Raw genomic sequence first — 20,546 nt, 5'->3', positions numbered from 1 at the left:
CAATAGATCTCGCAAGCAATACTGGATATTTGATCACTGTTCGTCACACCTTCATTCGGGATATTCGTTAGGCTCTTCCCTGTTCTACATTTGTTGCTTTTAGGTGAGCCGGGTACGCACGCGAATTTTCGGACTGACCGCCACGGGCTAGTAATCCGTGCCGGATTCACGCGGAAGGCCCATCAACCCGGCCGCCTCAAAGATGCATTGACCTGCATCCAAAGGCCACGTGTTCCGGTAAGTGTGCTGGAGGTAGGCCCAAAGTAATGGGGCCGAGTATGTCGAAGTTTGCACGGCGTATGTGGAACCTCGTAGTGAACTGCCTGCGTGCTTATCACGTATGGACGTTCCTGCGAGACAGCTTCGATGACCTGTAAGGTCTGAGGAGTGGAGCCGCCTCGGTCAATCCGAGGCGGCTTTTTGGTTTTCGGTCTGTCAGTTCAACCCTGAAGCGTGGCCTTCTTACGACTCGCCATCGCCGTCACCGCATAACCGATACACGCCGCCAGAATCGATCCCGTCAAAATCCCCATCCGGTCCTCACCGGCAAACTCACTGGCACCCGGCACAAACGCCAGCGAACCGACAAACAGGCTCATGGTAAAGCCGATGCCACAGAGGATCGCCACGCCAAACACCTGGCCCCAGTTCGCGCCGCTGGGCAGGGCGGCAAGGCCGGTCTTGATCGCCAACCAGGTGAGGCCAAACACACCCACGGTCTTGCCGATCAGCAGGCCAGCGGCGATGCCCATGGGCACGTGATGGGTGAAGCTTTCCAGGCTGACACCAGTCAAGGATACGCCGGCGTTGGCGAAGGCAAACAGCGGCAAGATGCCGTAGGCCACCCACGGGTGCAGCGCATGTTCCAGTGTGAGCAGTGGCGAGGGTTCGGCGTTTTTGGTGCGCATCGGGATGCAGAAGGCCAACGTCACACCGGCCAGCGTCGCGTGAACACCACTCTTGAGTACGCACACCCACAGGATCAGTCCAATGATCAGGTACGGCCCGAGCTTGATTACGCCCAGGCGGTTCATGGCAATCAAGGCAATCAAGCAGGCACCCGCGCCCGCCAGGGCAGCGCCGGACAGGTCGGCGGAGTAGAACACCGCGATGACGATGATCGCGCCCAGGTCGTCAATGATTGCCAGGGTCATCAGGAACAGTTTCAGCGACACCGGCACACGCTTGCCCAGCAAGGCCAGCACGCCCAATGCGAAGGCGATGTCGGTGGCCATGGGGATCGCCCAGCCGGAGAGTGCGGCGGGGTAATCCTTGTTGATCGCCCAGTAGATCAGCGCCGGCACGACCATGCCGCCGATAGCCGCCGCGCCTGGCAGCACCACTTGCGAGGGCTTGGACAGGTGGCCGTCGAGCAATTCACGCTTGACCTCCAGGCCGATCAGCAGGAAGAACAGGGCCATCAGGCCATCGTTGATCCACAGCAAGGCCGGTTTGGCGATTTTCAACGCGCCGATCTGGGCCACCACCGGTACGTCGAGAAACGCAGCGTACAAGTGCGACAAAGGTGAATTGTTGATGATCAACGCCAGGGCGGCAGCCGCGATCAACAACAGACCGCTGGCGGCTTCCAGCTGGAAGAAACGGGTAAAAGTGCTACGCAGAGGCAAGGGATGCTCTCCAATCCAGATTCAATAGGTGGGTACCCTAACCCGTACGGTTAGTTGTTAAAACAAAAGTTATATTCTTATTTGTTATAAGCAGCTGTTTGGCATGACGTTGTGCCTAAGCCTAGCAATTGTGTGTCCGATTGAGTCGGCACTGTATCTGTGTGAGGCGTAGGAAACCCCCTAAAATCAGGGCTTACACCTTTAGAGAAACTCTCCATGAGCGATCAACGACCCTGGGCACGCGAAGCCATTCGTATCATTGAAGCAGACTTCCAGCGCAGCGCCGACACGCACCTGATTCCCTTGCCGCTACCGGGGTTGCCGGGTATCGAGTTGTACTTCAAGGACGAGTCCAGCCACCCCACCGGTAGCCTGAAACATCGGTTGGCGCGTTCGCTGTTTTTGTACGCGTTGTGCAATGGCTGGCTCAAGCCGGGCGCGCCAGTGATCGAGGCCTCCAGTGGTTCGACAGCGATTTCCGAAGCCTACTTCGCGCGCTTGCTCGGTTTGCCGTTTATCGCGGTGATGCCGGCTACCACCTCCCAGGAGAAAATCGCGCAGATTGCCTTCTACGGCGGCAAAAGCCACCTGGTACAAGATCCCACGCAGATCTACGCCGAATCCGAACGTCTGGCGCGGGAAAGTGGCGGTCACTTCATGGACCAGTTCACCTATGCCGAGCGCGCCACCGACTGGCGGGCAAACAACAACATCGCTGAGTCGATCTTCCAGCAGATGCGCTTCGAGCAGCATCCGGAACCGAGCTGGTTGATCTCCAGCCCCGGCACTGGCGGCACGACCGCGACCCTTGGTCGTTATGTGCGCTATCGCCAGCACTGCACCCGCGTGTTGTGTGCCGATGCAGAGCGTTCAGTGTTCTTTGATTTCTATCAGAGCGGCGACGCCAGCTTGCGCCTGGACTGCGGTTCACGCATCGAAGGTATTGGCCGACCACGGGTTGAGGCATCGTTTCTGCCCAAGGTGATTGATGCGATGGTCAAGGTACCGGATGCGCTGTCGCTGGCGGCCATGCACTACCTGGCGGAGCGCTTGGGGCGGCGAGTTGGTGGTTCCAGCGGGACCAACCTGATTGGCGCTTTGGTGGCAGCGCAGCAGATGAAAGCGGCGGGGGAATCGGGTTCGATCGTGGCGATCTTGTGTGATGGCGGTGAACGCTATGCCACGACTTACTACGATCAGGCCTGGTTGGCAGCGCAGGGGTACGGGTTGGAGGACTTGATTGCGGCCGTTGCGGCCAGTGTCGAGCGGGGCGAGCCGTTGCCGGACAGCATCCTGCGCGCGAATATCTGACACCCGGCAAAAACCGGGGGGGGGCTGGCTTGCCGGCGGTAGCGTCCTCAAGATCGCCATCGCCGGCAAGCCGGGCTCCTACAAGGGAAGGTGTCAGGCCTCGATGCCCAACATATCCCGTGCCAACGCCTCGGCAATCCGAATCCCATCCACGCCTGCCGACAGAATCCCTCCGGCATAACCGGCACCTTCACCGGCCGGGAACAGGCCTTTCACGTTCAGGCTCTGCATCGATTCGTTACGGGTAATTCGTAGCGGCGACGAGGTGCGCGTTTCAATACCGGTCAACACGGCGTCGTGCAGCGAGTAGCCCTTGATCTGCTTCTCGAATGCCGGCAAGGCTTCACGGATCGCTTCGATGGCAAAATCGGGCAAAGCCAGCGCCAAGTCGCCCAGGGATACGCCAGGCTTATAAGACGGTTCCACGCTGCCGATCGCCGTGGACGGCTTGCCGGCGATGAAGTCACCCACCAGTTGCGCCGGCGCCTCGTAGTTGCTGCCGCCGAGGACATAAGCGTGGGATTCCAGGCGCTCCTGTAGCTCGATACCCGCCAGCGGGCCACCCGGGTAATCCACCTCAGGCGTGATACCGACCACGATGCCGGAGTTGGCATTGCGCTCGTTACGCGAGTACTGGCTCATGCCGTTGGTGACGACACGGCCCGGCTCGGAAGTCGCCGCGACCACGGTGCCGCCTGGGCACATGCAGAAGCTGTAGACCGAGCGGCCGTTCTTGGCGTGGTGCACCAGCTTGTAGTCGGCGGCGCCAAGTTTTGGGTGGCCGGCGTATTTGCCCAGTCGCGCGGCGTCGATCAAGGATTGTGGGTGCTCGATACGGAAACCCACCGAAAACGGCTTGGCTTCCATGTACACACCACGGCCGTGGAGCATACGGAAGGTGTCGCGGGCGCTGTGGCCCAGTGCCAGGATCACATGCTTGGACAGGATCTGCTCGCCGCCATCGACGACGACGCCGTTCAACTGGCCGTCTTCGATCAGCACGTCGGTTACGCGCTGCTCGAAGCGAACTTCACCGCCCAGGGCGATGATTTGCTCGCGCATGTTCTCTACCACGCCGGTCAGGCGGAACGTACCGATGTGCGGCTTGCTGACGTAGAGGATTTCTTCCGGCGCACCGGCCTTGACGAATTCGTGCAGGACTTTGCGGCCGTGGAATTTCGGGTCCTTGATCTGGCTGTACAGCTTGCCGTCGGAAAAGGTCCCGGCGCCGCCCTCACCGAACTGCACGTTGGACTCGGGGTTGAGCACGCTTTTGCGCCACAGGCCCCAGGTGTCCTTGGTGCGCTGGCGCACTTCCTTGCCGCGTTCGAGAATGATCGGCTTGAAGCCCATCTGCGCCAACAACAAGCCGGCGAAGATCCCGCACGGGCCGAAACCCACTACGATTGGACGCTGCTTCAGGCCTTCCGGCGCCTGGCCCACGACTTTGTAGCTGACATCCGGCGCCGGGTTGACGTTGCGGTCATCGGCAAACTTGAGCAGCAGGGCGGCTTCACCCTTCACGTTCAAGTCGATGGTGTAGATGAAGCACAGCTCCGAGGATTTCTTGCGGGCGTCGTAGCTACGCTTGAACAGGGTGAAATCGAGCAAGTCATCACTGGCGATGCCCAAGCGCTGCACGATGGCGGGCCGCAGGTCTTCTTCGGGATGGTCGATGGGCAGCTTGAGTTCGGTGATTCGTAACATGACAGGATCCGGTAGGCGGCGGGCTCGGAGGCCGGCAGTTTTTGCAAACCGGCGATTATAAGCCCCAATGGTGGTTTCCCGTCATGTTAAAACAGCACGGCGTGGCGTCAGTCGTCGCGCGAGCCGCCGAACGACGCACAACCGCGCTGCACCTGCCCGTTGACGCGCAGCTCGGCGGTCATGTGTTGCAGGCTGCCGCTGACCGGGTCGACGCAACGCTGCGGGGCGACCCACAATTCCACGTGTTGATTATTGGCTTCGGTCATCAGGTTGAAGCGGCCATCGCCGATTTGCTCTTCCACATAAGGCACCGCCAATGGCGGCTGGCCTTCGCGTTCCAGCACCAGGCCCTTGGCGGTGACGTTCATCACCCAGGTCGGTTTGTGGCCGTTGGCGCGCAGGATCATGCGTTTGAAGTCCGGGTCGTTGCAGGCCGAAGTCGAGCGCTCGACGCGGTAAAGTTGTTGCAGGTCGACGCTGCCCTCGGTGCCGCTGGCAACCCCGGAGAACTGGCCACGCAGGTCGGCAAACAACGCGCCTTGCTCGCCGGCAAGCGAAGCCGCTTCCTGCAGGATGCTGGTGCCGCCGGTGTCTTTGACTACATAGCTGCGTTTGTCGCCACACGGCTGGAACAGCAGTTTGCCGCCGACCGCCGTGAGCTCGCCCTGCATGCGGGTCAGCCCGGCCGTAGAAGGCTTGGCCGGAGCGTTATCGAACATCTGGCAGGCGCCAAACAGGGGAAGCAAGGCAAGTAGAGCAAGGGTATGGGCGGCACGCATCATCGAGTCTCCAGACAAGTGCCGCCACGTTACGCAGGCCTGCGCCGTACCACAACCCTGCCCGCGAGGTTCAGGCAATTCTGACAGGCAGCCTGATCACCCCACGATAAAGGTCTGACCGGTTTGCAGGCCCTCCACGCTTTTTGCGTAGGCCAACGCCACATCGGCGCCTGGCGCCGGTTTGTAGCCACGGAAGTACGGCGCGTAGCTGTCCATGGCTTCCAACAGGACCGTCGGACTCACCGAGTTGATACGCAGGCCACGTGGCAACTCGATTGCCGCCGCTTTGACGAAGGCATCCAGCGCGCCATTGACCAGTGCCGCCGAGGCGCCGGTGCGGATCGGGTCGCGGTTCAGAATGCCACTGGTGAAGGTGAACGAGGCGCCATCGTTGGCGTATTCGCGGCCGATCAGCAGCAGGTTGACCTGGCCCATCAGCTTGTCACGCAGGCCCAGTTCGAAGTCGCTTTCGCTCATGTCGCCCAACGGTACGAAGTTCACGCTACCCGCTGCGCAGACCAGGGCATCGAACTTGCCTGTCTGCTCGAACAGTGTGCGGATCGACGCGTTGTCGCTGATATCCACCTGGAAGTCGCCGCTGTTGCGGCCGATGCTGATCACGTCGTGACGCTGAGCCAGTTCTGCCTTGACCGCCGAGCCGACTGTGCCGCTGGCGCCAATCAATAGGATCTTCATGGTGCTGTTCCTCCAGGGGGTAAGTGAGGGTTCAGTCTAGAGTGGCTTTTTCTGCGGATAAACGCGCTAATAGGCAACCTTTGGTTTTCAAATGGAAACAATCCATGAGTGAGATGGATGACCTGGCGGCGTTTGCCGTGCTGATCGAGGCCGGCAGTTTCACCGTGGCTGCTGAGCAACTGGGCTGCAGCAAAGGGCAGTTGTCCAAGCGGATCAGCCAGTTGGAAGCGCGGTTTTCCGTGGTCTTGCTGCACCGCACCACGCGCAAACTCAGCCTGACAGCCGCGGGTGCGGCGTTGCTGCCCCAGGCCCAGGCATTGGTGGTGCAGGTGGATCGCGCCCGACAGGCATTGGCGCGGCTCAAGGACGACCTGGCCGGACCGGTGCGCATGACGGTGCCGGTGTCGTTGGGCGAGACCTTCTTCGACGGGTTGTTGCTGGAGTTTTCCAAGCAGTACCCGCAGGTGCAGATCGAGTTGGAGCTCAACAACAGTTATCGCGATCTGGCGCGGGATGGTTTTGATTTGGGGGTACGCTCAGGCGCGATTGAAAACGAGCGCCTGGTGGCCAAGCCGCTGCTGGCCTGGCATGAGATGACATGCGCCAGCCCGGCGTACCTTGAACAACATGGCGAGCCACAGACCCCGGCCGACCTGGCCACGCATACTTGCCTGCTCAACAGCCATTACAGCGGGCGTGAAGAGTGGCTGTACCACCAGCAGCACGAGTTGCTGCGGGTGCGGGTCAGCGGCACGTTTGCCTCAAACCATTACAACCTGCTGAAAAAGGCCGCGCTGGTGGGCGCCGGTATCGCGCGGCTGCCGTCCTATGTGCTTCCTGCAGAATTGGCTGACGGCCGCTTGCGCTGGCTCCTGCGCGATTATCAGACACGGAGCATGCCGATGTACCTGGTGCATCCCTATCAGGGTGGTTTGCCGCGCCGCACCCAGGTGTTGGCCGATTACCTGGTGGATTGGTTCAAGCGTAGCGGCGAGGCGCTGGATCGGCTTTAAGCGCAGCGACGGGCGATCAGGTGATCGATGGACAGACGTCCCGGCCCTTTGGCCACGAGCAGCAATAGCAACGCGATCCAGGTGCCATGAGTCGGGTAGGCGTCCGGGTAGACGAACAACTGGATCACCAGGGTCATACCGATCAGGGCCAAGGCTGAGAAGCGTGTAGCGAAGCCCACCAGAATCAACACCGGGAAAAAATGCTCGGCAAATGCCGCCATGTGCGCCGCGATTTCCGGTGACAGCAACGGCACGTGGTATTCGCTACGAAACAACGGCAATGTCGAGGCCGCCAATTTGGGTTCGCCGAATTGGAAGGTGCCGCTGATCAAATCAATCGCGAAGCCTTCGACTTTGGTTTGCCCGGATTTCCAGAACACCGCGGCGATGGAAAAGCGCGCGAGAAAAGCGATCAGGCTGTAAGGGATCTGTTCGAAAAGCGCGATGACCCGGTTGATCAGGCACGACGGACGAGTATTCATGGCGACACCTTTTGTTCTGGATGCAAATGAGTGATGGCGCTGTGGTTTATCAGCAGCGTCAGGCATTGGTGCAGGTCAAACTCGGCGGACGTTTCAAGCGTCTGCTCCACGGCTTTTTCCAAAGGCGTGCCCTGGGCCAGGCTGTCGATAAACGTGGCTGAGCCGTGGTCGATCGCTAACACCTGAACTTCCAGGCCCCGACGCATGACCAGCGCACCCTGGGCGTGCCAGGGATTCAGAGTGGCCAAGCCGCCCTCGGCCTGGTGCGCGGCCCAGATGGATACCACCGCATAGGCTGAAGTCAAAGTGGCGAGGGAGGGATGCAGTTGCAGGCGCAATGTCCCCAGGTTTGTCTGGCCTTGCAGCGCTTGGAGAACCGTCTGCTGGTCCATCGGCGGGGTATCCGCTGCGTGATAGGCCCGTACGCGCAAGCGTTCCAGGCGCGCGACATCGGCCAGGTAGGGCACGCTGGCGGCAGGCTCGAAATCCTGGATAAACGCCGCGAACGCACTGCCGTACTCGCTGATCAACGGGGTGGTGGGTGGGCAAACCTGTACAAACAGGCCGGCCATCGCTCGGAAGAAATTTTCGCCCACCAGTTGCAATGTCACCGGATAAGCCGTTGCCAGCGCGTTGATCAACGAGCTGTGCACATTGTTGCGATACACCACGAAGCGGCTGGCGGGGTCGGCACCATTGCTGCTGAACAGGCCATCGGGACAGGCCAGGTCCGGCGCCAATAATGCCTCGGCGAAATCGTCATGCAGGCTCATGGGTTCACCTGCGACAGATGCCAGTCAGCCCGTTGAGCCTCGGCCAGCAGTACGCCAAACGCCGGCACCTGGTTATCCCGCTCGATCAGGGTTGCTACCGAGCCGACCTGCGCCAGTACTTTTTCGTACAGCTGCCACACGGCGTTATCGATAGGTGCGCCGTGATCATCGATCAGCAAGCGATCACCGAGGCTGTCAGTGTCTTCGGCAAAACCGGCCAGATGAATCTCGCCCACCGCGTGCAATGGCAACGCGTCGATGTAGGCAAGTGGATCGCGTTGATGGTTGATGCACGACACGTAAACGTTGTTTACATCCAGCAGCAAACCACAGCCAGTGCGGCGAATAATTTCGCTGATGAAGTCAGTCTCGTCCTGGGTTGAGCGCTGGAATTGCAGATAAGTCGACGGATTTTCCAGCAGCATGGGGCGCTTGAGGGTGCTCTGCACCTGGTCAACGTGTTCGCATACCCGTTGCAGGGTCGCGCTGTCGTAGGCCAGGGGCAGCAGGTCATTGAGGAACACCGGGCCGTGGCTTGACCAGGCCAGGTGTTCGGAAAAAGAGTGGGGTTGATAGCGTTCGATCAGCGCGGCCAACCGTGCCAGGTGCGCACGGTCCAGCGGGCCATCGCCGCCGATGGACAGGCCCACGCCGTGCAAGGACAGCGGGTACTGCTCTCGGATCAACCCCAGGTAATGATGAAACGGGCCGCCGGCCACCATGTAGTTTTCGGCGTGCACTTCAAAAAAACCGATGTCGGGCCAGGTCTCCAGCACGTCCATGAAATGCTCATGCTTGAGCCCCAGCCCGGCCCGACGGGGGAGGCCGGGCGCCTGAGCCTGGGAGACGGCTTGCAGGGATGAAAGGGTCATCATCAGTACTCAGGTTTTGCGAGGTTTCAGGACTTGGCGGTGAAGGCTGCTTCCTGGCCGAAGCCGGTCGGCGAGGTGGAGCTTGGGGTTTTGAGGCAGGTGCCGGCCGGGACCAGTTTCCAGGCGTTGGCTTGATCCTTGGTTTTTGAGGTGCCGGCGCAGGAAGTGCCTGCACCCGCGGCGCAATCGTTCTTGCCGGCCTCAGCGACGCCGAAACATTTCTGCATGTCGTCGGCAGCGTGGGCGGTGGTGGCCAGGGTGGACAGGCTCAGGGCGGAACCGAGGGCCAGGACGAGGGTGGCGGCGGACAGTTTGGTAGTCATGGTGTATCTCCAGCAGTGGGTTGAGTTGGCGGGCTTGAATGCCTGCTTGTACCACTAGAGAGGGGGGGATGGAATTCGTTACACCGGCTTCAAAAAAATTAAAAATTTCGCTTCACGCAAAACAAATGTGGGAGCGGGCTTGCTCGCGAATACGGTATGTCAGTCACTGCATCGTTGACTGATCCACCGCATTCGCGAGCAAGCCCGCTCCCACATTGTTCAAGCCGGTTCCTTCAGCAAGAAAACCTTAGCCGCCCAGATATGCCTCGCGCACCTTTGGATCGGTCAGCAACTGCTCGCCAGTGCCTTGCATCACCACCCGGCCATTTTCCAGCACATAGGCACGGTCAGCGATTTTCAGCGCCTGGTTGGCGTTCTGTTCCACCAGGAACACCGTCACACCGTCCTTGCGCAGCTGTTCGATGATGTCGAAGATCTGCTGGATGATGATCGGTGCCAGGCCCAGTGAAGGTTCATCCAGCAGCAATAGCTTGGGTTTGCTCATCAGCGCCCGGCCGATGGCGAGCATTTGCTGCTCGCCGCCGGACATGGTGCCGCCGCGCTGGCTGAAGCGCTCCTTGAGCCGAGGGAACAGGTGCAGCACCTTGTCCATCTGCTCCTGGTAATCGCCCTTGTCGGTGAAGAACCCACCCATGGCCAGGTTCTCCTCCACCGTCAGGCGTGAGAACACACGACGGCCTTCCGGTACCACCGCGATGCTCTTGCGCATGATGTGTGAGGATTGCTGGCCCACCAGTTCTTCACCCATGTAGCGGATGCTGCCGCTGTGGGCCTGGGGCGAACCGCAGAGGGTCATCAACAGGGTCGATTTGCCGGCACCGTTGGCGCCGATCAGCGTGACGATCTCACCCTGGCGCACTTCGACGTTGACGCTGTGCAGGGCCTGGATCTTGCCGTAAAAAGTGGAAACGTTTTCGAATTGCAGCATTTTACGCTTCCCCCAAATAGGCTTTGATCACTTCAGGATTGTCGCGGATCTGCTCCGGCGTCCCGTTGGCCAACGGTGTGCCCTGGTTGATCACCACGATGTGGTCGGAAATGCTCATAACCAGTTTCATGTCATGTTCGATCAACAGCACGGTGGCGTTGTTTTCTTCACGCAACACGCTGATCAGCGCCTTGAGGTCTTCGGTTTCCTTGGGGTTCAGGCCGGCGGCTGGTTCGTCGAGCATGAGGATCCGCGGACGGGTCATCATGCAGCGGGCGATTTCCAGGCGACGTTGCTGACCGTAGGCCAAGGTGCCGGCCGGGCGGTTGGCAAACTCGGTCAGGTTGACCTTGTCCAGCCAGTACTCGGCGTACTCCATGGCCTCGCGCTCGCTCTTGCGGAACGCCGGGGTCTTGAACAGGCCTGCGAAGAAGTTGGTGTTCAGGTGACGGTGTTGGGCGATCAGCAGGTTTTCGACCGCCGTCATGTCCTTGAACAACCGTACGTTCTGGAAGGTCCGCACCACGCCCTTGCGGGCGATTTCGTGACCGGCCAGGCCCTGGATCGGCTGGCCGTCCAGCAGGATGCTGCCACCGCTCGGCTTGTAGAAACCGGTGAGGCAGTTGAACACCGTGGTCTTGCCGGCGCCGTTCGGGCCGATCAGTGCCACAACCTGTTTTTCTTTCACGGTCAGGGCCACGCCGTTGACCGCCAGCAAGCCGCCGAAGCGCATGCTCAAGTTTTCGACTTTCAGGATCTCGCGGCTCATTTGCGCAGCTCCATGTGTGGACGTTGCATGGGCAGCAGGCCTTGAGGACGCCAGATCATCATCAGCACCATCATGGCGCCGAACATCAACATGCGGTATTCGCTGAACTCACGCATCAATTCCGGCAGCAGGATCATCACGATTGCTGCCAGGATCACGCCCAATTGCGAGCCCATGCCACCCAGTACCACGATAGCGAGGATAATTGCCGACTCGATGAAGGTGAACGACTCCGGCGTTACCAGGCCTTGGCGAGCGGCGAAGAAACTGCCGGCGAAACCGGCAAAGGTTGCCCCGAGGGTGAAGGCCGAAAGCTTGATGACTGTCGGGTTCATGCCGAGTGCACGGCAGGCGATTTCATCTTCACGCAGCGCTTCCCATGCACGGCCGATCGGCATGCGCAGCAGGCGGTTGATCACGAACAGTGCAGCCAGTGCCAGCAGCAGTGCCACCAGGTACAGGAACACCACTTTGCTCACCGGGTTGTAGTCGATCCCGAAGTACTCGTGAAAGGTCTGCATGCCTTCTGCGGCGCTACGGTCGAACGTCAGCCCGAAGAACGTCGGCTTGGGGATGCTGCTGATACCGTTGGGGCCGCCGGTGATATCCGTGAGGTTACGCAGGAACAGTCGGATGATTTCACCGAAGCCCAGGGTCACGATCGCCAGGTAGTCACCGCGCAGGCGCAGTACCGGGAAGCCCAGCAGGAAGCCGAACGTTGCCGCCGCCATGCCCGCCAAGGGCAGGCAGATCCAGAAGCCCCAGCCCAGGTAGTGCGAGAGCAGCGCGTAGGTGTAGGCACCTACGGCGTAGAAACCCACGTAACCCAGGTCGAGCAAGCCGGCCAGGCCGACCACGATGTTAAGGCCGAGGCCCAGCAACACGTAGATCAGGATCAGGGTGGCAATATCGACCGCGCCGCGCGAGCCGAAGAACGGCCAGATCAACGCGGCCACGATCAGGCCGATGATGATGTAGCGCTGGGTACGCGGCAGGGTCAGGAATTGACTGACCTTAGGCGATACCAGAGGGCCACGGTTGCCCTTGAACAAGGCACCGACCTGCTGGGTGAACAGCACACGCAGGAACATCAGCACCGAGCACAGGGCGATGATGGTCAGGGTCACGGGACCGGTGCCATGCACTTCCAGGTTGATGCCGACAATGCTCAGCTTGAGGCCGAGTACGGGGAACGCAACCGCCCAAACCAACAGCGCGCTGAAGAACGCCGATTTAAGATATCTGCTCATACTTTCTCAACCTCCGGACGGCCCAGGATGCCGGTCGGACGGAACAACAGCACCAGAACCAACAGGCCGAACGCCACGACGTCCTTGTACTGGTCGCCGAAGATATCGGCGCCAAAGGCTTCGGCCACACCCAGCACCAGGCCACCGAGCATCGCGCCCGGGATACTGCCGATGCCGCCCAAAACCGCCGCAGTAAAGGCCTTGAGGCCTACCAGGAAACCGGCGTTGGGGTTGATCACGCCGTACTGCATGCTCAGCAGCACCGCCGCAACGGCTGCCAATGCGGCGCCGATCACGAAGGTCAGGGCGATAATGTTGTTGGTGTTGATGCCCAGCAGGTTGGCCATCTTGATGTCTTCGGCACAAGCCCGGCAGGCGCGCCCCAGACGGGAGCGGGAGATGAACAGGGTCAGGCCGAGCATCGCCACCAGGGTGACGACAAAGACCAGGATCTGCATGTACGAAATCAGCACTTCTTGTGCGCCACCTGGGCCGAAGGAGATGCTCCCCGGGATCAGGTTGGGAATGGACTTGTCCTTGGAGTCCTGGGACAGCAATACGGTGTTCTGCAGGAAAATCGACATGCCGATGGCGGAAATCAGCGGGATCAAACGGTTGCTGCCACGCAAGGGACGATACGCAACGCGCTCGATACTGTAGCCATAGGCACTGGTCACGACGATCGACGCAAGGAACGCGGCGGTCATCAACAGCGGCAGGGAGTGGATACCCATCATGGCCAACCCGGCAAGGGCGATAAAGGCCACGTAGGAACCAATCATGTACACCTCGCCATGGGCGAAGTTGATCATTCCAATGATGCCGTAAACCATTGTGTAGCCAATGGCTATCAAGGCATAGGTGCTGCCAATGGTCAGGCCATTAACCAGCTGTTGGAAAAAATGATAGATCTCAGGCATTACAGCGCTCCTAAAAACCCGATACGCATTTCACTGGTGGAGTCATTTCCGGCCTGTGCCCTGTTCTTTGACCAGGTTGCACAAAGCGTTTGCCAGCGAACCGCTGGTGACGGTTTTAAGATTTTCAGGTGAGCCAGCGCCCGGATCGCGGGTGACAGGCCCATAAACCTCGTAAAACAAAGCCCACTGCTCTCACAGTGGGCTTGTTGGACCAGTAACGCCTGGCTTACTGAGGGGAAACTTCGGTTTTTGGTTTACCGAAGTGCCATTCGTAGACCACGAATTTGAAGTCCTTCAGGTCGCCCTTGGCGTCGAAGCTCAGATCGCCGGTAGGGGTCTTGAAGGTGCCCGCGTGGATGGCGGCTGCCACTTTGGCGGTGTCTTCGCTCTTCGCAGCGGTAATACCGCCGGCGATCACTTCAATGGCCGAGTAGGCTGGGAACACGAACGGACCGGTTGGGTCCTGCTTGTTCTTGGCGAACTCTTCAACGATGGCCTTGTTGGCCGGGTCGGTGTCGAAGGATTTAGGCAGGGTCACCAGCAGGCCTTCGGATGCGCCCTGGGCGATTTGCGAGATAGAGTCGTTGCCGACGCCCTCTGGACCCATGAACTTGGCGTTCAGGCCTTTTTCCTTGGCTTGGCGCAAGATCAGGCCCAGCTCAGGGTGGTAGCCGCCGTAGTAGACGAAGTCGACGTTGGCTTGCTTGAGTTTCTGGATGATCGAGGAGAAGTCTTTGTCGCCGGCGTTCAGGCCTTCGAAGACGGCAACCTTGGTGCCTTTCTTCTCGAGGGTCTGTTTAACGGCGGTGGCGATGCCTTCACCGTACTGCTGCTTGTCGTGCAGTACGGCAACGATCTTCGGCTTCACGTGATCGGCGATGTAGTTGCCGGCCGCCGGGCCTTGGGCGCTGTCCAGGCCGATGGTGCGGAAGATCAGCTTGTAGCCACGGGCGGTGATTTCCGGGCTGGTGGCAGCCGGGGTAATCATGATCACGCCTTCGTCTTCATAGATGTCGGAGGCGGGTTGAGTGGAGCTGGAGCAGAGGTGACCGACCACGAACTTGACGCCGTCGTTGACCACTTTGTTGGCGACGGCAACGGCTTGTTTAGGATCGCAAGCGTCGTCGTATTCCTTGGCCTCAAGCATCTTGCCGTCGACGCCGCCCTTGGCGTTGATGTCGGCGATGGCTTGTTTGGCACCCATGAATTGCATGTCGCCGTATTGCGTCACTGGACCGGTTTTAGGACCTGCGATACCGATCTTGATGGTGTCGGCTGCGAACGAATGGCCGGCAACCCCAGCCAGGACCATAGCGGCAAACAGTTTGGAAATCTGCTTAGTAGCCTTATTCATAGTGCTCCACTCTTACTGTTGTATTTTTTATAGTTCTAGCGGCCTTGTGAGCTGCAGAACCGGATCAGATATCTCGGATATCCCCCCGGCAGTGCCCTGGCAACTGTACCGGTACAGTGTAGAGCGCCGGTTGATCGCTTGAAAAGCTGGCTGCTGGGGGCAAAACCCGGGTGTGTCGCTTAAATGAAAGAAAAAGACAGAATTGCGGCGGGGCGATGCCAGAGTTTCGGGCAATCCTTGGCTTTCCTGACACTTTCTCTCGGTAACTCATTTGCAACTGGGTTTTTCTACAAGAGCCACGACGTTATGATTGCGCCGTTTTTTACTCAGGTGAACTCCCATGACGCAAGAACCTAGCACCCTCTATGCCAAGCTGCTCGGTGAAACCGCCGAAATATCCTGGAAGGAGCTTGAGCCGTTCTTTGCCAAGGGTGCCCTATTGTGGGTCGACGCCGGCCTGGATTTGATCGAAGCCGCCGAGGGAATGGCCGAGGACAACCGTGACAAAGTCGCTGCCTGGCTGGCCGCGGGTAGCCTTGGCGAAGTGTCTGCGACGCGGGCATTGGACCTGGTGGAGCGTGATCCGAGCCTGTGGGCGGTGGTGGTCTCGCCGTGGATTCTGATCCAGGAAAGGGCGGCGTGAGAAAAGTCTGCACGAAAAAGGTGCGCGTTTTTTGCCGAGGGAAGTGTGTAGCGGAGTAACCGCTGAAGCGGTGATGGCATCTTGCCGTAGAGAAAGGTCACAGCCGAGGGTGACGTGCACGTCACGGGAACAGTTGGGTGGGCGGCTAAACGGCTGCAGAATTGTTTCGTGGTGTGGCAGGGCTATACATTTTTTGCAATACAGACCGTCATCGCAGGCAAGCCAGCTCCCACATTTGAAATGCATTCCAAGTGTGGGAGCTGGCTTGCCTGCGATGGGCGCGGCTCGGTCTAAGCCGTCTTGCCGGTATGGTTGTTCAAGGAGATAACCTTGGTCTTGCCAATCCGGTGACGGTAAATCTCACGCAGGTACTTGATCGCCTTCTTCACGCAATCCCGTGACAGGCGAATGTCATTGATCGAAACGAACTTGTCTTTGTCGTTGATCAGCTCCCGGTACTTCTTCTCATACATCGGCTTGATCGCGTACCAGTTGGTGTCGAGGATCTTCGCCGGGTTTTCGAACTCGTTGAGCAGTTCGTCGATACGGTCTTCGTCGAAGTCCTCGTGGATAATGAAGTCCAGGATCGAGTTGTCCAGCGTGTCATCGAAGCGGTACGGGTTGCGCGCAAAGCAGCGCTTGATGAAGGCTACGATCAGCGTGAGGAAATCATCCGACAGGCATGGGCTCTTGGCGATCAAGGTGGTCAGCGACAAGTTGGCCGATGCGCCAATCACCAGGGCATAGCGCTTGAGGGTGGTGTTGGGGAACAGGCTGTTGAGGTGGGTTTTGAGCCGGTTCAGGTCCATGTAGGACAGCTTGTAGTCCTTGGGTAACGAAACAATCGACACCACCGACGAGCAGTTCTTGAAGAAGTGCAGGTCGTGCAATGCGGCCGCGTCGTAGCCCGAATTCTTGTACTGCTCCAGCGACGCCTTGTAGCGCTTGGACTCGATCGGCAGCAGGCTGATGCCTTCGATGGCCTGGGTGACCTTGTTGAAGTGTGGCAGGTCGATGGAGCGGAAGAACAGGTCGTCGATGTTCAGGCGTTGCGGTTCTTTCTCGAACACCTTGAACTTGTCACTCGACGGCGCCGGGGTTTCCGGGACGACGGACTCGGCATAGGCAATTGCCACAGGGCCGGCCAGGCTCATGAACAGGTCGTTGGCATCCAGGCGAATGGTTTCACCAATGTCGATCCCGGCGCGACGGAAGTAGTTCTGGTCGTAGTCGGTGGTCACGGCCTGGGCCGTGAGGATGTTGAAGATCTGCTGGGAAATGTACTGGTTGGCGTGTTTTTCCATGGCATTGACGTCAATGTTCTGGATATTGCCGTCATCGCTTTCTTCGGCATAACGCATGATGTCGTTGGAGATCAACATCATTGCGTTCCACGGCCGGATACGCCCCTTCACGCTGGCTTCGCTGCTGTCTTCATTGGCGAAGTTGTACGAGAAGTCCCATTCTTCCGACAGGTATTTGCACAGCAGGCGCCCGGCGTTGATGTGCAGCGCCTCGGACATTTCGCTGCGGTGGTCGGAGATGTTCGGCAGCACGCAAATACCGCTGGTGAAGATCGGTTCGAACACAAAGGCATGGCCGCTTTTGCTGTCGTGCTCGTCGGCGGGCTTGGTGTCGAACGTCTTGTTCATGTACGAGTGCTGCTGGGCCAGGCCGAACTCCGAGGCCATGCCTGAGCCGGTGCCGCCACCGGCGCTGAAGATCGAGAAGTACAGGCGCGACTGGTTAGCCTTGATGCCGCAGGAGTCGATGAGGTACGAGTGGATCATCTTCCAGTCAGGGCTGGAAAAACGCTGGGTGTCTTTATTGAGGATGATCTTGGCCAGGTACTGGCCGAGGATCGGCGCGTTACCGGCGCCACCGGCATGGACTTCCGACAGGTCCATGATTTTCATCTTGCTGTAGTCGCGCAGGAAGCCGCTTTTTTCGCCCTTGCGCGAGAAACGGATGCGCCCGGCGATATCCTTGTCCAGGTCGCCGAGCATCACCAGTGGTTCCACCAGGAACACCGGCTTGGTGGCCTTGCCGCCGCCCAGGCGCAGGTTATTGCGGATCCACTGGGCCGGGCTGTAGCCCTTGTCCTGCGATTTGTCTTCGTTGCTGAATTCGTTCAGGTAGAACTTGCGTGCGTTGTAAACCAGCTCCGCGACGTCGAGTGCGATGTTCGAACCACAACGGCCCAGGCCGATCAGGCACACCGAGGGAAATTCTTGCTCGTTGCGCGGATCGTTGTCGCCTTCCAAGTGGGGCGGGCGCGGGAACACCATGTCGCGCAGGCCGTCGAGGTTGTCGAGGATGCGGTCGGTATTGGTTTCGGTGAAGTACAGGTATTGCTGGGTGGCCAGCGGGCGGGCGGTGCTCAATGACTTTGAACCTGAGGGCTTGTCCGCAGGAGCTGGGAGCAACACGTCAGATACCACGGTGGCAGAGTTATTTTTAGAAGTCATTGTGCGCCATGTGCCTGGGCGGATGGCTGGAAGGTATCAAATAGCCATCACGGAATGAGAGTTCGCGACTTTACAGTGCGTCCTTGTCCTGGTCGAGTGGGATGAACCCTAGTGTTTTCAGGGAAAACCTGGCCGGACTCTGATGAATCGGCCGTTCGTCGGCGTTCTTTAGGTAGATGATGGCGAAATGCCAAAGATTCGGCGTCAGCGAATTGGCCTGACAATGGACGTGGAGCTGCCACGGTTTGGGGAGGCGTCTTGCGGCGAACTGCCGTCCTTGGTACCAGACCCTCTAGGCGGGGGGAGTGGGTTGCGCTGGTTGATGCCCTGCATCACGCCGATGATGTCACTGGCCGGTACCGCCGGGCTGAGCAGATAACCCTGCACGTAATCGCAGCCATGCTTGTGCAGTAGCTCGAGTTGGGCCTGGGTTTCCACGCCCTCGGTCACCACCTGCAAGTGCAGGGTGTGGGCCATGCCAATCACCGCCTGGACGATCTCGATATCGGCGGTGGACTTGGGAATATCCTGGATAAATGAGCGGTCGATCTTCAGCGTGTTGAGTGGCAAGCGCTTGAGGTAAGCAAGGGACGAGTAGCCGGTGCCGAAGTCGTCGATGGCCAACGACACGCCCAACGCGCGGATCTGCCGCAACAACGCCAAGGTGCTGCTGATATTGCCCATCAGGGCGTTTTCGGTGACTTCCAGCTCCAGGCGGTTGGCGCCGATCCCGCTGAAGCGCAACGCGTCTTCGATTTCATCCGCCAGCTCATCACGGGCCAGGTTCAGGGCCGAGCAGTTCACCGCCATGGTCAGGTCGGTATAACCCCGTTCAGACAGCAGGCTCAGGTCGTGACAGGCTTGGCGCAGGACCCAGTGGTCCAATTCGGCAATCAGGCCGTTGCTTTCGGCGATGCCGATAAAGCGGTCCGGGGCCAGTAAGCCATGCTGTGGATGTTGCCAGCGCACCAAGGCTTCCAGCCGCGTGACTTTGCCCAGTTTCATGTCGAAGATCGGTTGATAGAACAGCACCAGTTGGTTACGGGTGCGCAGGGCGCCGCGCAGTTCCTCTTCCAGTTGCAGTTCGAGGAAGGCGCGGGTTTTCAGGTTGGAGCTGAAGAAGTTCAGGCTGTTGCGCCCGGCATCCTTGGACTGATACAGCGCCAGGTCGGCGGTTTTCAACAACTCTTCGCAAGTCAGGCCGTCGTCGGGGAACAGGCTGATGCCGATGCTGGTGGTCATCACCATGCGCCGGCCGGCCAGCTCGATGGGTTCTTTCATCTGTTGCATGATGCGCTGGGCCAAGTGCCGGGCTTCGTCGCGGTGGTGGATGCTGATCAGGATGCAGAACTCATCGCCGCCAAACCGCGCGACCACATCGGCGTGGCTGCGCACCGAGCTCTTGATGTGTCCGGCCAGCACGGTGAGCAATTGGTCGCCAGCGTCATGCCCGAGGCTGTCGTTGATGCGTTTGAAGTGGTCGATATCGAGGAAAATCACCGCCATCATGCCGTGGGAGGCGGTTTTTTCGGCGAGCTTTTCCGCAAAGATCTGGTTGAAACCCCGGCGGTTGAGCAGGCTGGTCAAGGCGTCGTAGTGGGCCACCTGTTGCAGTGAAGCGCGGGCTTGATCGAGTTCGCTGAGCAGCGCATTGACCCGGCGCAGGTCACGTTCCTTGTGCTGCAGCTTCTTGTCGGCCAAGGCGGCGCTGATGCTGCTGCCGATCACCAGCAGGGTGATAACGGCGACCGACAGGCCCAGTTGAATCGGGTTGTTGTCCAGCGGCAGCGACAGGTCCGCCCCGTTCGGCACCATCAGGCGCATGGCGGCCATGCCGGTGAAGTGCATGCTGAGAATGCCGGCGCCGAGCACCAGGCTGGCGGCATATTTAAGCAACTGGTGGAACACTCCGGCACCGTTGCGCAGGTAACTCGACAGCAGCAAGGCCGCCAGGCTGGCGCCGATGGCAATGCCGATCGAGGCCAAGAACAGCCGCGTTTCGAAATACACCTGGGCCTGGGAACGCATGGCCGACATGCCGACGTAATGCATCAGGGCGATGCCGATGCCCATCCAGAGCGACGCCAGTAAGTACTGGTGGAAGCGCAGGTTGGAGTGACTGAGGGTTTGCATGGCGATCAACGACGCGATCAGTGCGATCAGCAAGGAGGCGAACGTCATGAACAGTTCGTAATGGATCGCAATCGGGGCCTGGAAGGCCAACATGCTGATGAAGTGGGTGGACCAGATGCCGCCTGCCAGGCAACCCGCCCCGAGCCAGCGCCAATGGCGCCGCGCGGTAGGGTCTTCGACATGGCCGACGCGTTCGGCCATGTCCAGCGTGCCGAAACCCGCCGCGCACGCGACCAGATAAGCGAGCAGTACCAGGAAGGGGTTATGACTGCAATTGAGTAATAAGTGCCCGCTCTCTGGAAGCTCGGTAAAAAAATGCAGACCCAGCCATTCCATAGCATGTCCCGTCATAGAGTCACGTCACTGCCTACGGCGATGACCTATGTGGACGAGTGTAGACGTGTAGGAGAATTCGCCAAGGAGTAATGGCACTTTGCTTGTCTACGATTTTGTCATGCCACCCATAGCGTTTGATG

General features: G+C 59.5%; 18 protein-coding genes. 3 read left to right on the top strand and 15 right to left on the bottom strand.

Annotated elements, in window-relative coordinates; translation table 11 throughout:
* Nucleotides 1-440: 440 nt before the first annotated feature.
* Nucleotides 441-1,628: a Na+/H+ antiporter NhaA gene (gene nhaA, locus ACP7C6_RS15210; RefSeq protein ID WP_028619247.1), complete on the bottom strand. Its 1,188-nt coding sequence runs from the start codon at nucleotides 1,626-1,628 to the stop codon at nucleotides 441-443.
* Between the two features lie 216 nt (nucleotides 1,629-1,844).
* Here nhaA and ACP7C6_RS15205 point away from each other — a divergent pair, with 216 nt between their 5' ends.
* A complete protein-coding gene (locus tag ACP7C6_RS15205; protein WP_426108947.1) occupies nucleotides 1,845-2,939 on the top strand; it encodes a PLP-dependent cysteine synthase family protein in 1,095 nt (364 codons plus the stop codon).
* A 93-nt stretch (nucleotides 2,940-3,032) separates the two neighbouring features.
* Here the strand turns inward: ACP7C6_RS15205 and ACP7C6_RS15200 are convergent, their stop codons facing one another.
* The 3 genes from ACP7C6_RS15200 to ACP7C6_RS15190 form a co-directional block, all read right to left on the bottom strand.
* Nucleotides 3,033-4,646, bottom strand: a complete 1,614-nt coding sequence (locus ACP7C6_RS15200) for an NAD(P)/FAD-dependent oxidoreductase (RefSeq protein ID WP_426108946.1) — start codon at nucleotides 4,644-4,646, stop codon at nucleotides 3,033-3,035.
* 107 nt (nucleotides 4,647-4,753) lie between these two features.
* Nucleotides 4,754-5,425 carry a COG3650 family protein gene (locus ACP7C6_RS15195; protein ID WP_028619250.1) on the bottom strand — a complete coding sequence of 224 codons (672 nt, stop codon included), beginning with the start codon at nucleotides 5,423-5,425 and terminating at the stop codon, nucleotides 4,754-4,756.
* A 96-nt stretch (nucleotides 5,426-5,521) separates the two neighbouring features.
* Nucleotides 5,522-6,121, bottom strand: coding sequence for a short chain dehydrogenase (locus ACP7C6_RS15190; RefSeq protein ID WP_353631727.1), 600 nt, complete (start codon nucleotides 6,119-6,121; stop codon nucleotides 5,522-5,524).
* Between the two features lie 104 nt (nucleotides 6,122-6,225).
* On the opposite strand from ACP7C6_RS15190, the gene ACP7C6_RS15185 reads away from it, so the two are divergent.
* On the top strand, nucleotides 6,226-7,134 hold the full coding sequence (locus ACP7C6_RS15185) for a LysR family transcriptional regulator (protein ID WP_028619252.1): 909 nt from the start codon (nucleotides 6,226-6,228) through the stop codon (nucleotides 7,132-7,134).
* On the opposite strand, the gene ACP7C6_RS15180 is transcribed toward ACP7C6_RS15185, so the two are convergent.
* The 9 genes from ACP7C6_RS15180 to ACP7C6_RS15140 form a co-directional block, all read right to left on the bottom strand.
* Nucleotides 7,131-7,616: a DoxX family protein gene (locus ACP7C6_RS15180; RefSeq protein WP_028619253.1), complete on the bottom strand. Its 486-nt coding sequence runs from the start codon at nucleotides 7,614-7,616 to the stop codon at nucleotides 7,131-7,133. The genes ACP7C6_RS15185 and ACP7C6_RS15180 overlap by 4 nt on opposite strands.
* Nucleotides 7,613-8,389, bottom strand: a complete 777-nt coding sequence (locus tag ACP7C6_RS15175) for a DNA-binding domain-containing protein (protein WP_426108945.1) — start codon at nucleotides 8,387-8,389, stop codon at nucleotides 7,613-7,615. The genes ACP7C6_RS15180 and ACP7C6_RS15175 overlap by 4 nt, the downstream gene beginning before the upstream one ends.
* A complete protein-coding gene (locus ACP7C6_RS15170; RefSeq protein WP_426108944.1) occupies nucleotides 8,386-9,264 on the bottom strand; it encodes a DUF692 domain-containing protein in 879 nt (292 codons plus the stop codon). The genes ACP7C6_RS15175 and ACP7C6_RS15170 overlap by 4 nt, the downstream gene beginning before the upstream one ends.
* 23 nt (nucleotides 9,265-9,287) lie before the next feature.
* Nucleotides 9,288-9,584, bottom strand: a complete 297-nt coding sequence (locus ACP7C6_RS15165) for a BufA1 family periplasmic bufferin-type metallophore (protein ID WP_010212367.1) — start codon at nucleotides 9,582-9,584, stop codon at nucleotides 9,288-9,290.
* A 247-nt stretch (nucleotides 9,585-9,831) separates the two neighbouring features.
* Nucleotides 9,832-10,533 (bottom strand): ABC transporter ATP-binding protein, encoded by a 702-nt coding sequence (locus ACP7C6_RS15160; RefSeq protein WP_017844798.1) that lies wholly within the window; start codon nucleotides 10,531-10,533, stop codon nucleotides 9,832-9,834.
* 1 nt (nucleotide 10,534) lies between these two features.
* Nucleotides 10,535-11,302 carry a high-affinity branched-chain amino acid ABC transporter ATP-binding protein LivG gene (livG, locus tag ACP7C6_RS15155; RefSeq protein ID WP_010212365.1) on the bottom strand — a complete coding sequence of 256 codons (768 nt, stop codon included), beginning with the start codon at nucleotides 11,300-11,302 and terminating at the stop codon, nucleotides 10,535-10,537.
* Complete coding sequence (locus ACP7C6_RS15150; RefSeq protein WP_028619256.1) at nucleotides 11,299-12,552, bottom strand: high-affinity branched-chain amino acid ABC transporter permease LivM; 1,254 nt, start codon at nucleotides 12,550-12,552, stop codon at nucleotides 11,299-11,301. The genes livG and ACP7C6_RS15150 overlap by 4 nt, the downstream gene beginning before the upstream one ends.
* Nucleotides 12,549-13,472: a high-affinity branched-chain amino acid ABC transporter permease LivH gene (gene livH, locus ACP7C6_RS15145; protein WP_028619257.1), complete on the bottom strand. Its 924-nt coding sequence runs from the start codon at nucleotides 13,470-13,472 to the stop codon at nucleotides 12,549-12,551. Before livH ends, ACP7C6_RS15150 begins: the two co-directional genes overlap by 4 nt.
* 226 nt (nucleotides 13,473-13,698) lie before the next feature.
* The gene (locus tag ACP7C6_RS15140; protein ID WP_028619258.1) at nucleotides 13,699-14,826 is read right to left on the bottom strand and encodes a branched-chain amino acid ABC transporter substrate-binding protein; all 1,128 of its coding nucleotides are present in this window, start codon (nucleotides 14,824-14,826) and stop codon (nucleotides 13,699-13,701) included.
* 340 nt (nucleotides 14,827-15,166) lie between these two features.
* Between ACP7C6_RS15140 and ACP7C6_RS15135 the strand changes: the two genes are divergently transcribed.
* A complete protein-coding gene (locus tag ACP7C6_RS15135; protein WP_017530446.1) occupies nucleotides 15,167-15,469 on the top strand; it encodes a DUF2288 domain-containing protein in 303 nt (100 codons plus the stop codon).
* 290 nt (nucleotides 15,470-15,759) lie between these two features.
* On the opposite strand, the gene ACP7C6_RS15130 is transcribed toward ACP7C6_RS15135, so the two are convergent.
* Both ACP7C6_RS15130 and ACP7C6_RS15125 read right to left on the bottom strand, forming a co-directional pair.
* Nucleotides 15,760-17,937 carry a hypothetical protein gene (locus ACP7C6_RS15130; protein ID WP_068935521.1) on the bottom strand — a complete coding sequence of 726 codons (2,178 nt, stop codon included), beginning with the start codon at nucleotides 17,935-17,937 and terminating at the stop codon, nucleotides 15,760-15,762.
* A 204-nt stretch (nucleotides 17,938-18,141) separates the two neighbouring features.
* Nucleotides 18,142-20,406 carry a putative bifunctional diguanylate cyclase/phosphodiesterase gene (locus ACP7C6_RS15125; RefSeq protein ID WP_426108943.1) on the bottom strand — a complete coding sequence of 755 codons (2,265 nt, stop codon included), beginning with the start codon at nucleotides 20,404-20,406 and terminating at the stop codon, nucleotides 18,142-18,144.
* Between the last annotated feature and the right edge of the window lie 140 nt (nucleotides 20,407-20,546).

It is taken from the genome of Pseudomonas sp. TWR1-1-4, assembly GCF_049897165.1.
GTDB lineage: Bacteria > Pseudomonadota > Gammaproteobacteria > Pseudomonadales > Pseudomonadaceae > Aquipseudomonas > Aquipseudomonas canadensis.
This window is presented reverse-complemented; position numbering and strand designations above follow the sequence as displayed.

What these genes read in the sequence shown, in the direction of transcription:
- ACP7C6_RS15205 (WP_426108947.1), top strand. Translation starts at nt 1,845, where the DNA reads ATGAGCGATCAACGACCCTGGGCACGCGAAGCCATTCGTATCATTGAA.
- ACP7C6_RS15200 (WP_426108946.1), bottom strand. Translation starts at nt 4,646, where the DNA reads ATGTTACGAATCACCGAACTCAAGCTGCCCATCGACCATCCCGAAGAA.
- ACP7C6_RS15195 (WP_028619250.1), bottom strand. Translation starts at nt 5,425, where the DNA reads ATGCGTGCCGCCCATACCCTTGCTCTACTTGCCTTGCTTCCCCTGTTT.
- ACP7C6_RS15190 (WP_353631727.1), bottom strand. Translation starts at nt 6,121, where the DNA reads ATGAAGATCCTATTGATTGGCGCCAGCGGCACAGTCGGCTCGGCGGTC.
- ACP7C6_RS15185 (WP_028619252.1), top strand. Translation starts at nt 6,226, where the DNA reads ATGAGTGAGATGGATGACCTGGCGGCGTTTGCCGTGCTGATCGAGGCC.
- ACP7C6_RS15180 (WP_028619253.1), bottom strand. Translation starts at nt 7,616, where the DNA reads ATGAATACTCGTCCGTCGTGCCTGATCAACCGGGTCATCGCGCTTTTC.
- ACP7C6_RS15175 (WP_426108945.1), bottom strand. Translation starts at nt 8,389, where the DNA reads ATGAGCCTGCATGACGATTTCGCCGAGGCATTATTGGCGCCGGACCTG.
- ACP7C6_RS15170 (WP_426108944.1), bottom strand. Translation starts at nt 9,264, where the DNA reads ATGATGACCCTTTCATCCCTGCAAGCCGTCTCCCAGGCTCAGGCGCCC.
- ACP7C6_RS15165 (WP_010212367.1), bottom strand. Translation starts at nt 9,584, where the DNA reads ATGACTACCAAACTGTCCGCCGCCACCCTCGTCCTGGCCCTCGGTTCC.
- ACP7C6_RS15160 (WP_017844798.1), bottom strand. Translation starts at nt 10,533, where the DNA reads ATGCTGCAATTCGAAAACGTTTCCACTTTTTACGGCAAGATCCAGGCC.
- livG (WP_010212365.1), bottom strand. Translation starts at nt 11,302, where the DNA reads ATGAGCCGCGAGATCCTGAAAGTCGAAAACTTGAGCATGCGCTTCGGC.
- ACP7C6_RS15150 (WP_028619256.1), bottom strand. Translation starts at nt 12,552, where the DNA reads ATGAGCAGATATCTTAAATCGGCGTTCTTCAGCGCGCTGTTGGTTTGG.
- livH (WP_028619257.1), bottom strand. Translation starts at nt 13,472, where the DNA reads ATGCCTGAGATCTATCATTTTTTCCAACAGCTGGTTAATGGCCTGACC.
- ACP7C6_RS15140 (WP_028619258.1), bottom strand. Translation starts at nt 14,826, where the DNA reads ATGAATAAGGCTACTAAGCAGATTTCCAAACTGTTTGCCGCTATGGTC.
- ACP7C6_RS15135 (WP_017530446.1), top strand. Translation starts at nt 15,167, where the DNA reads ATGACGCAAGAACCTAGCACCCTCTATGCCAAGCTGCTCGGTGAAACC.
- ACP7C6_RS15130 (WP_068935521.1), bottom strand. Translation starts at nt 17,937, where the DNA reads ATGACTTCTAAAAATAACTCTGCCACCGTGGTATCTGACGTGTTGCTC.
- ACP7C6_RS15125 (WP_426108943.1), bottom strand. Translation starts at nt 20,406, where the DNA reads ATGGAATGGCTGGGTCTGCATTTTTTTACCGAGCTTCCAGAGAGCGGG.